Here is a 15,984-nt window from a genome sequence, read left to right as displayed (position 1 = left end):
CCGCACGCAACAGATTGTTCGGCCTACGCCGATAGACCACGATCTCGAAGCCGTTTCTGATCAGTGGAGGAGCCACGTACCACCCGCGCTGCTGACGTCCTTCGACGTCACTTCAGCCGGACGGTGATACCGAGGTGGGTGACAGCGAGGTTCAGTCGACAGCGCTGCGGACCACCTCTCGCGTCGGGGGCACGGCTCGGGGCGCGTGCTGATCCGTGGAGCACGGCAGGCACAATCGCCGGGTGATCGCGAGCCTGTTCTTCGATGTGGGCGAGACGATCGTCGACGAGTCCCGGGAGTACGGCACCTGGGCGGACTGGCTCGGCGTACCGCGCCACACCTTCTCCGCGGTCTTCGGGGCGGTCATCGCTCGGGGTCTCGACTACCGGGAGACGTTCCAGGTCTTCCGGCCCGGCTTCGACCTCACCGAGGAACGGGAGCGCCGGACAGCAGCGGGGCAGCCGGAGTCCTTCACCGAGGAGGACCTCTACCCGGACGCCCGGCCATGCCTGGCCGCGCTGCGCGACTTAGGCCTACGCGTCGGCCTGGCCGGCAACCAGACCGCACGGGCGGAAACCATCCTGCGTGCCCTCGACGTACCGGTCGACGTGATCGGCACCTCCGACGGCTGGGGCGTGGAGAAACCCACCGCCGCGTTCTTCGACCAGGTGATCACCGAAGCGGGATGCCCGGCCGATCAGGTCCTCTACGTCGGGGACCGGTTGGACAACGACATCCGCCCCGCCCAGCAGGCCGGAATCCCGACCGCCCTGATCCGCCGCGGACCCTGGGGTCACATACTCGGCGACAAGGCGGTCAGCGACCGCTGCCTCTTCCACCTCGACTCACTGACCGACCTGCCTGACCTCGTCCGCGCACACAACGAGTCGGCACGCTAACCACCCGGCAGTGCCGCCGACTGGCGGTGAGAGCGGCGAGGGGTCGTCCAACAAGGCATCTCGCCCGCCGTGAGCGGTGACCATGTCGGCGAGTACGACGCTGCGCCGCACGTCGGTCGGACGGCGCCGTGCCGGTCAGACTGCGGCGGCGTGCCGATGGGCCCGCCCCTGACGCACCGTGCTGTCAAGGACGCGAGCACGGCCGGTACCCGAGAGGTGGGTGTCGGCTCAAATTACACGGGAAGACCGTGCTGGCGAATCCACTTCACCGTCCGTCGCGGCCCTTGCGATAAGAAGCCACGAGCCATCCGAGGAACCCGACCAGCAGGAGAATCACGACAATGACGCTGACCTGCCAGGGCTTCATGACCTGAGAGCCTATCAAAGATCGCGGTCACTTTCCGTCAGTGCGAGGTCGGCATGCAACAGCTCCGTTGAGGCGTCCGCAACAGTTGCCGTTTCTCCAGCGAACACGCCCACAACCTCTCGTACTCGTGCAGGGCTTCGGCCATCGCGTGACCGATCGACGACCACACCCGGGAAGTCTCGATCGCTCAAACTCATCGAGCCGTCACGCCGTCTACCAGGAAAACGCCCTCCGATCGGCCTACCGAGTCACCGCTGACATCGGATAGACCCGCGCCAATCTCGAAGACGACATCCCCAGGTAGACGGCGCGCCTGAACCGGACAACGCGCCGCGCGAGGAAGATGAGCCCCGACCGGCTCACCGGTAGCCGCCACGGGTACAGGCTCAACGACTGCGGACGGTGCGACGAGCACCTCGACCGGCCCCGCGACGATCACCACACGTCCGTTCGGACCGTCATCACGCGTCACCCTGACCTGGGCCGTCTCGGCGGTCAGGGTCACCCGCACCGTCACCGCACCACCAGGAACGACCACTCCCCCGTCCTGCTCACTGATGGCCCGCCCTACCGCGGAATCCGGGGCAGAAGCAGCCTCGGCCGGTGGCACCGGGTGCGGCTCGGGATCTCCCGGGTGTCTGCGGATGACGAAGAAGCCGAGGTCGGCGTCATTGGCCTTGCCCAGCACCTGCCGCAACGCGGTGCGGTAGGGCTCGACCGGCCACCGGTGCTCGCCGCGCTCCAGCTTCCCGACGTACCGGGCACCCACCGCGACTCGACACCCCGCATGCGCGAACGCGTACGCGTTGACCGCATCGGCCAACTCCTGCCGGGACATCGGCCGCCCGGACCCCGACGGGGACACACGCGCCGACCGCGCCGCACGCAACAGGTTGTTCGGCCTACGCCGATAGACCACGATCTCGAATCCGTTCCTGATCAGTCGTGCCGAAACCCGTCGGCGACCGGACACACACCAAGGCACCGGCAAGGCCGACCAACTTGGCGGAGCACGTACCGCCGGTGATACCGAGGGCAGTGACAGCAAGGTGGGTGAGGTCAGGCAGTTGATGCTCGTCGAGGACGACGCCACGCAGGCTGTCGAGGGAGGTACGGACCTGGCGGAGGTTGTTGCCCCGCAGGTCGGTGCCGGTCAGGTGACAGGACCGAAGTTCGAGCCGGTCCACCCGGCACGACCTGACCGTGGTGTGGGGCAGCCGGCAGGAGGCCCAGGTGCCGTCGGCGAGAATGCAGTCGACGAACCCGACCGCTCCGGCGGCGACCACCCGGTCAAGGGTCGCGTAGTCCAGACGACACGAGTCGAACAGAACGTCCTTCAAGCGGACGTCGGTCAGGCGGGCGCCGGTAAGGCGGGAACCGCTGATCGTGCACCGTTCGATGGTCACGCCCGACAGGACCGCCCCGGACAGGTCCGTACGGATGATCTCGCAGCCGAACACGGTGCCGGTGTCCCAGGTGCTCTCACTCAGGTCCACACCGACGATCCGACTACCCCGCACCCGAACGTCGTCGAACACGGCACGCCGCCAACCGGCATCCTCGACCAGGGCGTCACTGACATCGTCGGCCAGGTCGGTGGTCGGGTCGAGGTCGGCGGGATCGAGATCCGGGAGCAGGATCGTGACGTCACCGACTGTGGTGGTCCGCATGGGTCCCTTCCCTCGTCACGGGCCCTTCGGATACCCGGGTCACTTCTTCTTGTTCCAGTTCCCAGCTCGGTCGCTGTCTGACGAGTTCCGGTGGTTTCCAGCTTGGCTGAGTGTCGAGCGTGGTTGCCGGTAGGCCACGACGGTTTCGGGGTTTTGATTTGTTTGCTGTTGCTGCGGGATGTCGCGGCTCTGCTGTGCGAAGAACCGACGCCAGGCGTGGGTGAACAGGGGCGGATCCGCAGCCGTCACCGGCGTCGGCGGCAACGGGGCTGGCCGTCCAGGAGGAGTGGGTCTTGCGTTACTGGACATGTACAAAGTCACGCCCGTCCTCCCGTCCTGACGGATCGCAGGAAGCGGTGGGCCTGTCACTGCTGGGACTGGCCCACCGCGCCGGGCGGCGGCCGCGTGGTGACCGCTCTGCCCGTCACCCGTCCCCGCAGCCCTGCCGGCAGTACGTGGACGGGGAGTTTCCCCATGGAGACCGGCATGGGCGGCGACAGCATGCGCTTGTGCGCCGGATCGCCTTCCAGCCTGTTGTTTGGTTGGTGCCGCTCGCGACCAGCAGTCGACACCGTGCGGCTCTGTGGTCAGGTGGTGTACTCCAGCTCGGTGGAGGCGGCCTGACGAAGGGTGTCGGCGACGGTGCCGGGAACGAGGGACTGAAGGTAGGTGACGAGGGCGTCTCTGGTGCCGGCCACGACGTCGGGCAGTGCGGTGCCGCGCAGAGTGCCGGGAGGGATCACCCTGCGAAAGGCGGGATCGTCGATGGCGTCGCCGATGAGGTGTTCCGCGATCCAGTAGGGGGTGCGCTCGCGGATGGCGAAGGTGAGGTGGACGCTGGTGTCGTCGTCAGCGTTGTAGGGGTTGTGCACCCATCCCCTGGGTAGAAGCAGGGACTCGCCTGCCGTGAGGTCGACGGTCACCTGCGGACCGGTGGCGAGCCATGCCTGCAGGTACTCGTCGCGCCAGACCCGCCAGGACTCCAGATGCGACCGCATGGGGGCGTCGACGACCGGCGGCCACAGTTCCCACCGCTTGGTTCCTGCCACCTGCGCGATGACAGCCATCTGCTGGTCCCAGTGGTGTCGTAGGCCCTGCCGTTGTCCTGGGGTGGCGAAGACGTGGACGTAGTTGGAGTAGCCCGTCTCGTGTTGGACGGCACGGGCTATCTGAGCCATGGCCGGCATGATGCGTTGCAGGTTGCCGATCCGGATGGTGTGCCCGTCGTCGTGGAGCTTGCGCAGCTTGCTGGCGTCAGCTCGGCCGTGTGGTCCGGTAAAGGACCGGGGATTGACGGCGGGGTCGGGAGCGCGGATCGCGGCGACTTCGTCTGCCGGGGTGCAGCCCAGGTCGATCCAGGTCCACACCTGTTCCGGGGTGAACATCTCGTCGAGGTCCGTCGGTGCTCGTCGGTAGACGCGTGGCTCGTCCGGCCAGTGGTGCAGGAGGTCGTCGACGCCCTCCTCGGGCAGCAGAAGATGGAGCGACATGAGACTCCTTGTCAGCGTGGGGGTAGCGGGCAGGGCAGGTGGGGGAAGAAGTGGTTCGGGCAGCAGATGACGGAGTAGGACACGAAGTGGAAGGCGGAGTTGTAGTAGCCCAGGGCGCAGTCGCTGCCCCGGCTCAGGTGTCCCCGGTCGTAGGCGAGGTGTTGGTTCAGCGGTAACACGTCGCCGCCTGGCGGATTGGCGTTCCAGACGCTGCCGATCCAGAGAAGCGCGTCCTCCACGTCGGTCCAGGTCCGGTCGGCCGACGCTTGGCTCCGGCGGAGCAGGGCATGGCCGGTCTGCACGGGCGTCATGGTGTTGGTGAGGAACATCCGTGTCTGGTCGTCGTTCGGGTCACGACCTGGGCGCCGCCGGTCCTCCCGGGCGTACTCGCTGCTCGGTCCGACCCATGGACCGAAGCCGTGCCAGTGGCCGTTCCACGTCATCCATGCCCCCTCGTTACTCGCTGCGGGCCGGCCGCCCTCCGTTCGGGTCCGGAGGACGGCCGGGAGGCGGAGTGTCAGGCGGTCAGGTGCCGCTGGCTCATCCAGCCGACCGCGAAGGCGTCCAGCTCGTCGGCCGTGAAACGCAGGCCGGGTCGATCGGCACCCTCCGGTTTGGTGTCGGTGAGGACGAAGCCCTCGCCGCCGGGGATCTCGGTGATTCCGACGCAGCTCTCGTTGTCGCTGGTCAGGTTGCCTCCGCAGAGGGAGGTGCGCTGGGCGGCCTCGACGGGCAGCTCGTAGAGGTTGATCTTGGACATGGCGGCGTCTCCTTTGCAGCGGGGAAAGGAACCGGTTTCGACGGTCGGAGAAGCGTGTCGACGCGATCCGAAAGTGAGAATCTGTACGTCGGCCTCTTCGGCCTGCCATTCACTCTGAACCTAATCAGCGCACAGTCACACCACGCTCACGACGACCTTGCGTCGCAGGAATTCCCGGATGGTGGGGAACTTGTGCACGACCCACATTCGCAGGGCCTGGGAAGCCGAATGCAGCCGTAGGATCGGCAACGCCCGCGAGGGACGGCGTGTCATGCGAGGAGGAATGTCGTGGTCGACCGGCGATATCGCTCCCGACGGGCAGAACTGGCTGCCTTTCGCGCTGACTGCCTCGCGCAGGGTGTGGGGATCCGTCATCTCGCCATGGCGATCGCTGCCCGGTTCAACGTGAACTCGCGCATCGCCTACCGATACGCCCACGGGCTGACCCAGCAACAGGTCGCCGACCGCTGGAACGAGCTGTGGCCCGTCGCTGACGGCGGAGCCCTCGTCACACACAAGAACGTCTCGTACTGGGAGGCCTGGCCGACGGCCAGCGGTCGACGCCCCTCCCTTGAGAGCCTGAACAGGCTGGCGCGGATCTACCGATGCGCCGCCTCCGACCTGGTCGACGGCGAGGACCACACCGAACGACAGTCGACCCCGTCGAGCACTCCGGGTGACCTCGCCATCGGCGGCAACCTCGTGCCCGACTTCCAGGCCGAACCGTCGGACGTCGTCACCCGCGTAGACTCGCTGATAGCGGCATCCGGCGCGATCCTGCTCGGACAGGAGGTCAACTACGAACGCCTCGTGGAGAGCCTCGTTGAGTGGGCGTACCGCATGAAGCGGCGCGACATCCTCCAGTGGCTCAGTTGGGCCGCCGCATCGGCCGCCACCGCACCCGTGCTCGACACCCTCGATTCGTCCGAACAGGAACGGACCCTCGGGGCGTTCGTGAACCCCTCACGGGTGGACGCTGCCGTCATCGACCACATCGACGGCGTCCTGTGGCGATGCATGCGCCAGGACGACATCCTCGGTCCGCAGGCAGCCCTCGACACCGTGCTCGCCCAACGACGACTCGTCCACTCGATCCTTCCCTCGGTCCCCGATCCCCTCAGACCACGACTTCTGTCGCTGTACGCGAACCTGTCGCGATTCGCCGGCTGGCTCGCATTCGACCTGAACAACCACGCATCCGCCACCGAGTACTACGAGACGGCCCGTGCCGCAGCGCACGAGGCACAGGACACCGAACTCGGGGCCTTCGTGCTCTGCAACATGAGTCACCTGGCAACCTGGAAGCAGCAACCACGCGTGGGCATCGACCACGCTATAGCCGCCATCGGCTGGGCCAATCAGACAGACGACAACAGCCTCAAGGCGTACTCGTACGATGTCGCCGCCCGCGCCTACGCGATGGACAAACAAGAATCCGCCGCCCGAAACGCGATCGACAACGCGAGAAACGCGCTCGACAAAGTCGCACCAGGATCGGCCACCCACACCTACTTCTACGGTCCGGGCCAACTCGGCAGCACCGAAAGCGCGTGCCTCCTGCACGTTGGCCGCGCCGAAGAAGGCGCACGGCTCGGTGAGCTTGCCCTGGCCGGCATCGACGACGCCTTCGTCCGGAACCTCGCCATGACCTCGCTCCGGGTCGGCATCTGCCACCTACGCTCCGCCAAACCGGACGTAACCCGAGGAGCGGCCGTGATCGCAGACGCCGCACGGTTCTCAGCCCACCACCGTTCGGCCCGACTCCACCAACGACTCCGCCGCGCCTGGAACGACATCGAGCAGTGGCACGACCTCCCCGAGGTCAGGACACTCCAGGACCAGATGCGAGCCTACGGAGTCCTAACCCCCAGCTAGATCCACCAGCGAATCCCTCAGGTAGACGTCGAACACCGGCGCGGCAGCCTCCGCACCACCCTCCAACTGCCCCACCCACCGCCACCGCCACCGCTCATATATCTGCTTCGTCGCCGTCGCGGTCGGCTGCACCGTCAACGTCGCCCGCTGCTCCCGTCGGGAGGCAAGCAACGCATCGTGGATCCCCCGCCCCACCCCCACGCCCCGATGGGCCCGCGCGACCGCGTAGTCGAACAACACGAAGGTGCGCCCCGGCCACTCCCGCGCCACCTCCGGCGACACCGGACCACGCAACCGCGACCACCGCGTCGTGTCCGCCCCCAACGTGAACCCGTATCCGAACCCCACGACCTCCGCACCGACCTCAGCCACCACCAGCCCGAAACTCGGATCCCCCACGATCCGCGACAACCGCTCCCGATGCAGCCACGACTCGTCGTCACGCCAGAAGAACGGCGGCTCCGCAAACACCGCGTCGTACAGATCACAGATCGCGTCCATCCGCGCGACCGCCAACCCGGCCCCACCGACCCGCAGCCGCACACCACCCACCACACCGGCAAGGCTAACGACCATCCCACCACCCGAAGCGAACCGACGAACCCGGGGTGACGGCAACCGGCGCAAGAACAATCCAGCCGGCGACCACCCGTCCAACAGAAACCGGACCGGTCCATCGGCTCCCGAGCACCCACCGAGCCACGGATGACCACCGGCGAACACGAAAAAGGCCCTGACCGGCAGAGAAATGCCAGGTCAGAGCCTTGATCGTTGGTGCGCCGCCAGGGACTCGAACCCCGAACCCGCGGATTAAGAGATTGATCTTGGTCGAGCCCTCGGGTCCATGTCGGTCGCTGGAGTCCACCTGTTCATGTTCATGGCCCTGCATTTCCAGGACGGCGTCCCGCTCAGTCCATCCGTTGCGAACCTGTCCCTGGCGGCGGAGCACCCGGTGAGCACCCACTAATGAGCCGGCGCAGGCGTGGCTGGCCACGCTCGCTGATTACGGCCAGACCTCGGGTCCGCTGTTCGTGTGCATCGATCGGCACGGCGGGGCTCGGCCGGGTACCTACCGGGCGGGCAGCGCCGACGGCCGGCTCACCGGCCAAGCCGTCGCGCTGGTCGTGGCCCGCACCGACACCGCCGCTGGCCTCGACCCGAAAGCCGCCTGGTCCGGGCACTCTCTGCGGCGAGGATTCGCCACCGAGACCTACCGGACCGGAGCGGATCCGCCAAATCGCCCGGGCCGGTGGATGGAAGGACGGCTACGCCACCCTACTCGGCTACATCGACGACGTCGACCGCTGGTAGGCCAAACTAGCCCTACCAGCGGTTCATTTCGGCCACCGTACGGCGCGGACACCGGCACTATGCTGGCTCGAGTTCCGGTGCAGGATCCAGACCGTCCGGCGCGCAGTTGGGACGGGGAAGGTCACGTGTCCAACATGGTCGAACAGACCATGATTGACTCACCCGAGCGAGACGGGGCCTCTCTTCCAGCGCCCCACTCGCCGGATTGGGACCATTTTGAGGACGCACATGAACCTGAGGGCTACGCACTACGGCTACGCATACCAGGACCTCATCACTGGCATCGCCCTTGTCGACCTGGTGCTTGGCACCGCCGAACACATCACGGTCGACACCAAAGGGTTCACTGGCGACCGGTTCGACGACCTGACTATCGCCTACAGGACCGGTCGGCGACTCCGTATCCAGATCAAGCACACGACTCTGGACCGCGAGCTGTCGAAGGACAGCTTTTCCGGGGACGGGAGGAGTCTCCGGCTCGACTTGCTGTTCGGCGCTCTCCTATCCGACCTTGACCAGCACCCCGGCACTACGTACCGGGTCATCGTCCGCGACGGCAACCCGGATGAGGACCTCGCCGTCGTGCTAAAGCCCGTTGACGCGGCAGGCGACCCTGGTCACCCGCTGCCGGGCGTCGCCACCCGCAGGTTCAAGTTCAACCCGACGGCCCTCCAGGAACTTGAACCCTGGAAGACGCGCCTTGCCGGTCTCACTGAGGATCGGATCCGCACGGCGTGCGAGCACCTCACGATCGACACCAGCGCCCCGGCTTCGACGCTCGACTTCTCCGCGCCCGGTCTGGCTGAGCGCGCGCTCCTACGTCGCGTTATCGAAGAGCTCGGCGCTGGCCGCACCCCTAACACCAACATTCGACCCGAGTATGCGGCGCTCGCCTTGGCTCATGCAGCCACTGGCGCCCGCGCACTCGACGGGAACGTCGCGCGGGAACACGTTTTACCCCAAGTCGGGCTCACCACCGACTTCGGTGCCGTCGCCGAAGGACACCCCATCGAACCGGCCATCGTCGTGCCCCGGGCCGGCGCTACCGCCGAAGTGCGTAAGCATGTCGACGCCGTCGCCCCCGCCGGCGGCCGCGTCGTCGTTACCGGAGAACCCGGTGTCGGCAAATCCTGGCTGTGCGAACAACTCGCAGACACCTACCGCGACGAAGGCTGGATTGTTGCCCGGCACCACTGCTGGCTCGGTGCCACCGACATCAACCGAGAGGAACGCGTCCTCACCGACGTTGTCATCGGAAGCCTTCTGCGGCAGCTCGAACAGATCGTGCCCGAAGCCACCTCAGACCTGCGGCCCAGGTTCGCCGCTACCCTGGAAGCGCTCACCGTCGCAGTGCAGGCATGCCGCGAGACGCGCCCCGGGCAGAGCGTGCTTCTTATCGTCGACGGTCTCGACCACGTTGACCGGGTTCTGGGCCGGCGTACCAGCCGGAAGACGGACCCCTCCCGCCTACTGGTTGACCAGCTTGCCGCCATCGACCTCCCGCCCGGCGTTTGTATGCTCATCGCGAGTCAACCAGGTTCCCACCTCGCGAACGCAGCACCCGCGGCCGGGGACCTCGTCCAGATGCCCCGCATGTCGTGGGAAGAGATCTGCACTCTCGCGACCAAGCATGGGCTGCTCACCGAGCCCGGGGGGACCGAGCCGCTCGATGATGACGACGAACGCGCCATCGTCGATCTAGTCCACGGCCGTTCCGGCGGCAACGCGCTCTACGCCACCTACCTGTGCCGGTACGCGACCCGCACGTCACCGCTCGACGACGGTGCAGCGCCGGGCACGGTCAAAGACATCATCCACCGGCTGGCGCGTGTCCCCGACACGGCCACTGACATCGAGGCGTACTACGAGTACCTGCTTGACGCCATGACCGACGACCAGTTGTTCGCCATCGGCATCCTCGCGCTGTGCGACTTCGCGCTGTCCGCGGACGAGCTCGGCGAACTGCTTCCCCCAATGGTGAAGACGTTGTTGGCATCCGCTCTCAAGACGCTCGCACCCGTGCTGAACTCGCAACCCGGCCTCGGTGGCCTGCGCATCCATCACGAAAGCCTTAGCCGGCACATCCTGCGCGGCAAGGACGACGAGTGGGTCGCGTCCATCCGTGAGAGCGCGGCGGCGTGGCTCGCGGCTCGCGGGTTCTTCACCGACGCGCGAGCGTTCCGGCACCTTCCCGAGCTCCTCGCGCGCCTGGACCGGTACGACGAACTGAAGGAGCTCATCCAGCCGGGGTTCGTCGCCGAAAGCATCCGCGCGTTACAACCGCCGGAGGCGCTGCAGCGGGTCGTCGGGATCGTTGCCCGTGAAAGCGAAGCACGGCTCGACTGGCCGACGCTGATCACCTGCGTCGAGACCCGCAAGTCAATCGACACTTACGAGACCGAGTCGCTAACCGACTCGATTGTCGAGTACGCGGACGTCGTGGTGGCCATCGTCGGTGCTGACGTCGTAGCCGAACGACTCATGTACGAAGGACGGCCCACATTCCCGTCACGGTGGGGGCTCCGCCTCTGTGAGTCAGTTGATCGAGCCGGAGCTGCGGCCCCATGGAAGGCGTACATCGACGCCCGGGAGTCCGAATCAAAACGCGAACGCTCCACCTACAGCTCGGACGGCGATGGCACACTCCACCTGGCCATCCAGCTCGGTGCGCTCCGCCTCCGCAATCAGCGTGGTGACGTCCCGCCGGACCTGGCCGGACAGGTTGCCGAGAACCTAGAACTCGACCACGACGCGTCCCTTGAAGATCTGGTCGACGTGTTCACCGCCGGTCTCCCGGCGGGGTTCATGCCGGATGTTGCGGCGGCGATGACCGACCCCGACAAGGCAGCTCGGGTCTACCTGGCACTCGCCAACCTCGCCGCAGCCGGGACACCCGGCCTACCCGATCCGGCCGACCTCGCCCGGCAGGCGTGGGGGCTTGCGCCGGCACTCGACATCGTCGGATACCTAAACCACGGCATCCCAGCCGGTGACGTTCTCGCAGGGCTGGGGACCATCGACCTTGACGCGGACATCCAGGCCGCCACCGACGCCATCCTCGGCCATTGTTCCGCCAACTACGGCAACATCCAGCGGTGGCTTTCGCTCCTCACGCTCGCCCACGCCCTCGACCGGAGCATCCCGCTCAAGTACGCCAGCCAGCTCGCGGGCGTCGGGTTCTATCGCGCCTGGCTGCGGTACGCGGTGGCGACCATCTGCGTCGCAGAGGACGTCGCCGCCGGCCTCACCACGGCAGAAGCAGCCTCCACGGCCGTCCTGGTCGCGCTCGCGGACCTCGCGGCTGAAGCACACCCGTTCACCGGTGACCCGCGGGCGTGCGACCTGTATTCCATTCACTCGCTCGTTCACAAGATCGTCGAGAGCTCCCTCATCGTCGTCCAAACCAGCGATCTCGACCCGGTGCTCGCCCACCTCGTCGCCATCGGCGACGGCACCACCACCACGACCAACTTCGGACTGCCCGAGAACGGGCCCCTCGCAACCAACGACCTACTCGAAATCCTGTCTCGCGTCTCCGACCACATCGGCGTCGACGCCACCCACGCCCTGATCAAGGTCATCAGGGACCGACGCCGTGACACCAACACCCAGTACAGCATCACCGCCGGCTTCGAACTCGCGACCGCCCGCATCTGCGTCGCCGCCGGCGCGAAGGATGAAGCCGACGAATGCTGGCGCCGCGCCTGTCTACTCCTGGCGAGCTACGGCGGACATAAAGACCCCACCATCTTGGAAATCATCGACAGCATCCACGACATCGCCGACGTCGACATCGACGCCGCACGCGCATGCCTAGAGAAGCTCGCCGATCTCGTCTACCTGGTGGGGCAGCACACCAACGGCCGCGGCACCTCAGGCTTCGTGACCAGATGGTGGGAGGAGGCTGCAACCATTGATCCGATTGCTGTGGGCATCGACGGCGCGGACACCCTCCTCGCCATGCTTGGGTTCGAGGACGTACGCGCGTACACCGCACACACGCACCTACTCGAAACCCAGGTCATGGCTGCGGACCCAATCGTCCTGGCGGCCCTCCGACTCACCGTCGGGACGGGCTGGCGTCGCCCGACCACGGACCTTGAGCTCCTCACCCGGCTCGCGAATGAGCTCGGCAGGAGCCCGCAGACGGACGTGATGCTCGCCATCGTCGCGAACAATGTCGCGGCGACCTACGACGACCAGCCGATGCTGTACTCCAGCGATCAGCCCAAGTCCGCGGTGACACCGGAGCTTGTCGACGCAGTCGTCCGATTGGGTGGCCCAGCTTTCCTGGCCCGGACGCCGCGCCCGGAGCAGAAGCGGAACAGCGCATGGGACTCCAGCCCGAAGCCTGACCCGCTGGAGTTGCAGAAGCGGCTCGTGAGTGACCAGCGTCCCGTCGTCCTCGATGGCCGGGCGGGTGCGATACTCGCGGCACGCGAATTCGACAACCAGCGGTATCGGGACAATGCGGTTCCCAGGTGGAACCTCGACGCGGTTACGAACGCCATCGGATGGCGCATCATTGAAGCGACCCTGACCTCTGGTGCAGAGGCGGGTATCGGGCTAGTTGACGACGTCGCCCGTGAGGTGTCCCGGTTTTCCGATAACGAGGTGTTCGCTGGTCTTGGCGAGGGCCTCGCCGCCCGCTGCAACGGCACCAGCGACGCGTTGAGGACGGTCGCGAGCTACTGTCTCACGCTCGCTTACATCCGCATCCGCGGCGGAGGCGGGTGGCGCTCGTTCGCCGGACGGGAACGTGCAAACCTGTGGACCACAGCACAAGAACTGGATTCGGTTACTGCGGAGAGGACGCTGGCGACGGCGGTCGCCGAGACGGTTGATTCAGATGCGCAGCGTACGTACGGGGTGACGCAGGCTGTGGTCGCAGCGTTCGCTTCGGCGCCGACCGGCGCGCCTGGTGGTACGGCGGTCGAGTGTTGGGAGGCTGCGTTCCCGGTCATTCAGCATCGGCTTCCGGGGATCGCGGAACGGGCCGGTCACACGTACCGGCCGACTGCGGCCCCTGACTCACAGGAGGCGTTGGAAGTTGCCATGGCGACGCTTGCGTTGGCGACGATCTCGCAGCCGCTGCGCGCGGACCTGCGACAGACGCTCATCGCCACCACCCTGCTTGTGACGTGCCGGCCGAGGATCGGGCAGGCGGCACTCGTCCACGTACTGCGGGCAGGGTTGGATGCAGGCCGAACTACATGGCTGTTGGACGTCGTACGCGCCTGCCTACCGATTGGCGAGCTGACTGATGAGATGGCGGCAGAGTTAACGCGACTGGCAGGGACGGATTGGCTATCGGTGCGCGCGCTCGCGGACCAGATCCTCGATGCACACGGACGTCCGGTTCCGCACCCACCGACGACCGAACCGGCCCCGAAGGTGCGTGCCGCCTTTCACGACCTAATGAGGGAGCGCGAATGACGTCGGCGACACCGGAGGAGCGGGCTGACGGTCTCATGACCCTGTTTCTCGATGACCGCCTCAAGGATGCGAACGAGCCCCCGGGACTACGTGAAGCAATCGTCGAGCGGCTTGTCGGGCAGGTCGACGACATCGGAAAGCGTTTCGGCGAGCAGATCGACCATCTACGATCATCGTGGGCTAAACGGATGCCGGACGCGTACCTCGCGGACGAAGAAGTCGTCGAAAACGAACTGCAGGCTATTGCTGCCGGCATCCGGACGGCGCGAGCGCTAGCAGGAGTCCTATCAGACCCCCGACGATTCGAACAGACTCTTGCGCAACGCCTGGCACCGAACGCGCGATGGGCGCTACGCGGCGAAGCATCAAGGGTCCCCCGGCCCCCAACCCGAGCCAGCGTGCTCAACTGGTCGCTGACACCCATTCCGTGGGTCGAAGACAACGCTGAGTGGCCCCCCGCCGGCGCAATCGCTCTCGCGGGTATCCGGCAACTCGCCGGTGCAGACGGCGAGCCGATACGCGTCAGCGAGGAGCCGTACAAAGGATGGGTTCAACTTGCCTTGTTCGAGCGGCAAGCAACACTCGCCACCCGCTCCCCCGACATCGCAGCCCGGCAAATACTCATCGCAACCGGAATCGAGGCGTGCGGTGGACGGCCGCCCGTCGACAGCATGCCGCTCTCCCGCGCCACACCGTACCGGTGGGCCGTCGGCTACAAACACCTCGCGCCCAATCTCGACGCCGAACGAGCCCGCATCGCCCTCAGTTCCACCCGAGGACCCCTCGCAGCACTCATCGACTACGAGGGACAACCGGGCGCCCCGGCGCATGACCGTGGAGTTGGACTCCAACGCTTCACACTCGTCCCCCGGATCGAAGTCATCGCTCTCCTCGGGCTCCGCCCCGAAACACCAGCACTACGTCACGTCCTCGTCGACGACAACGGCACAGCAATTGTCGGCCGGCAATGGCGCGGCTTTCTCATCCACGATGGCAGCTATAGCCCACTCGAACCAGCCATCCACGGAGCCGACCTAATCCTCCGCCCCGACCTTTACGAAACCCTCGTAGACACCGTCGGTAAGGATCGACATTCCCTCGGTGTGAGCGTAAGCCATTCCGAGAACGCCCCATCACCCGGCCCACCAAAAGGCAGCGATTGACGGCTCTGACCTCTCCATATTCGAGCCCTTTTCATCGTGACGGGGCTGGTCACGGACGGTGGGGCAGGGCGGGGATCCACGTAGGACGAGGCTCCCGGTAAGACAGCATTCGACCAAAACCCGATGCTCCAACCGGAAGCCTCGCTGTGTTGTCTTACCCTGCCGCGATTCCCCTGTCCAACCGCACCCTCAACCGCCTGCACGGTCACGCCATGTCGTTTGTGCTTTCCCGAGTAGTAGGGCTGGTCGGCGACTCTGTCGATGGGGATGAGGGTGCCGTCGAGGATGGCGTAGGCCAGTCGTGCTGGCCTTGTGGCGCAGGCGTTGAGGTCGTCGGCGAGGGCGGCGAGCAGGTTGATCGCCTCGCGGACGTACCGCCAGGCGGTGGTGGTGCCGATGGCGAAGCCGGCGGCGAGGCGGAAGTAGGTGTCGCCGTTGCGCAGGTGCGCCAGGACCAGCAGCGCCTGCCGTCCGGGGTTCAGACGTCGCCATCTGCTTCCGCGGCGGACGCGGATCATGTCCGACAGGCGGTCGTCACCGACCCCGCCGGAGGACTGGTCTGGGCCTCGTCCGCTCTACCCGGCGCGGTCCACGACCTGACCGCCGCGCGGACCGTCGGCCTCGTCGACGCCTTGACCAGCAGCGACGTGATGACGTTCGCGGACAAGGGATACCAAGGCGCCGGCGGCACGATCCGAACCCCGTTCAAGCGCCACCGACACCGGCCCCGCTTGTCGCGGCGGCAGAAGGCCGTCAACGAGGCCACGCCCGTATCCGAGCGGTCGGCGAGCGTGCCGTCGCCACCCTCAAGGGCTGGAAGATCCTGACCAAGCTGCGCTGCTGCCCACGACGCGCCACCGCGATCGTTCAGGCCATGCTCGTCCCACATGCCGTCGAGAACGACCGCTACTCAGAATGAAAAGGGCTCAGTGGTAGGAACAATCAATCCTGCCTCATCACGGTCGGGAGCCAGTTCGGCGCAAGGCTCCGCTAGGGGAGTAGCGCTTTCGAAC

10 protein-coding genes and 3 pseudogenes are annotated in these 15,984 nt (G+C 66.6%); 5 read left to right on the top strand and 8 right to left on the bottom strand.

The annotated features are described in order from the left end of the window. The first annotated feature begins 242 nt into the window (after nt 1-242). Nucleotides 243-899: an HAD family hydrolase gene (locus GA0070617_RS07580; protein WP_091435252.1), complete on the top strand. Its 657-nt coding sequence runs from the start codon at nt 243-245 to the stop codon at nt 897-899. 560 nt (nt 900-1,459) lie between these two features. Here the strand turns inward: GA0070617_RS07580 and GA0070617_RS07575 are convergent. The 6 genes and pseudogenes from GA0070617_RS07575 to GA0070617_RS07555 all read right to left on the bottom strand — a co-directional run bounded on the left by GA0070617_RS07575 (nt 1,460) and on the right by GA0070617_RS07555 (nt 5,186). Beyond that, nucleotides 1,460-2,104 carry a hypothetical protein gene (locus tag GA0070617_RS07575; protein ID WP_091435250.1) on the bottom strand — a complete coding sequence of 215 codons (645 nt, stop codon included), beginning with the start codon at nt 2,102-2,104 and terminating at the stop codon, nt 1,460-1,462. Between the two features lie 184 nt (nt 2,105-2,288). After that, nucleotides 2,289-2,936, bottom strand: a pseudogene (locus GA0070617_RS07570) (pentapeptide repeat-containing protein); the annotation flags it as partial. A gap of 39 nt (nt 2,937-2,975) precedes the next feature. Continuing rightward, nucleotides 2,976-3,245, bottom strand: a complete 270-nt coding sequence (amcA, locus tag GA0070617_RS32340) for a multiple cyclophane-containing RiPP AmcA (RefSeq protein WP_373868305.1) — start codon at nt 3,243-3,245, stop codon at nt 2,976-2,978. 278 nt (nt 3,246-3,523) lie between these two features. Further along, nucleotides 3,524-4,426, bottom strand: coding sequence for a JmjC domain-containing protein (locus GA0070617_RS07565; protein ID WP_091435248.1), 903 nt, complete (start codon nt 4,424-4,426; stop codon nt 3,524-3,526). An 11-nt stretch (nt 4,427-4,437) separates the two neighbouring features. Beyond that, nucleotides 4,438-4,869, bottom strand: coding sequence for a hypothetical protein (locus GA0070617_RS07560; RefSeq protein WP_091435246.1), 432 nt, complete (start codon nt 4,867-4,869; stop codon nt 4,438-4,440). A gap of 74 nt (nt 4,870-4,943) precedes the next feature. Then, nucleotides 4,944-5,186 carry a hypothetical protein gene (locus GA0070617_RS07555; RefSeq protein WP_091435244.1) on the bottom strand — a complete coding sequence of 81 codons (243 nt, stop codon included), beginning with the start codon at nt 5,184-5,186 and terminating at the stop codon, nt 4,944-4,946. 288 nt (nt 5,187-5,474) lie between these two features. On the opposite strand from GA0070617_RS07555, the gene GA0070617_RS07550 reads away from it, so the two are divergent. Beyond that, nucleotides 5,475-7,061, top strand: a complete 1,587-nt coding sequence (locus tag GA0070617_RS07550; protein ID WP_139135610.1) for a helix-turn-helix transcriptional regulator — start codon at nt 5,475-5,477, stop codon at nt 7,059-7,061. Here the strand turns inward: GA0070617_RS07550 and GA0070617_RS07545 are convergent. Then, nucleotides 7,047-7,616, bottom strand: a complete 570-nt coding sequence (locus GA0070617_RS07545) for a GNAT family N-acetyltransferase (protein ID WP_175440461.1) — start codon at nt 7,614-7,616, stop codon at nt 7,047-7,049. The genes GA0070617_RS07550 and GA0070617_RS07545 overlap by 15 nt on opposite strands. Nucleotides 7,617-8,600: 984 nt before the next feature. Between GA0070617_RS07545 and GA0070617_RS07540 the strand changes: the two genes are divergently transcribed. Both GA0070617_RS07540 and GA0070617_RS29755 read left to right on the top strand, forming a co-directional pair. After that, nucleotides 8,601-13,808, top strand: coding sequence for an NACHT domain-containing protein (locus GA0070617_RS07540; protein WP_091435238.1), 5,208 nt, complete (start codon nt 8,601-8,603; stop codon nt 13,806-13,808). Further along, nucleotides 13,805-14,971: a hypothetical protein gene (locus GA0070617_RS29755; protein ID WP_139135609.1), complete on the top strand. Its 1,167-nt coding sequence runs from the start codon at nt 13,805-13,807 to the stop codon at nt 14,969-14,971. Before GA0070617_RS07540 ends, GA0070617_RS29755 begins: the two co-directional genes overlap by 4 nt. Before the next feature lie 173 nt (nt 14,972-15,144). Here GA0070617_RS29755 and GA0070617_RS07535 read toward each other — a convergent pair. Beyond that, nucleotides 15,145-15,489 (bottom strand): annotated as a pseudogene (locus GA0070617_RS07535) (helix-turn-helix domain-containing protein); the annotation flags it as partial. Between the two features lie 12 nt (nt 15,490-15,501). On the opposite strand from GA0070617_RS07535, the pseudogene GA0070617_RS07530 reads away from it, so the two are divergent. Next, nucleotides 15,502-15,890, top strand: a pseudogene (locus tag GA0070617_RS07530) (transposase family protein); the annotation flags it as partial. Nucleotides 15,891-15,984: the final 94 nt, after the last annotated feature.

This window comes from Micromonospora yangpuensis (genome assembly GCF_900091615.1).
In the GTDB taxonomy this organism is placed as follows: domain Bacteria; phylum Actinomycetota; class Actinomycetes; order Mycobacteriales; family Micromonosporaceae; genus Micromonospora; species Micromonospora yangpuensis.
Note: the sequence above shows the minus strand (reverse complement) of the source record. Positions and strands in the feature narration are given on the sequence as shown.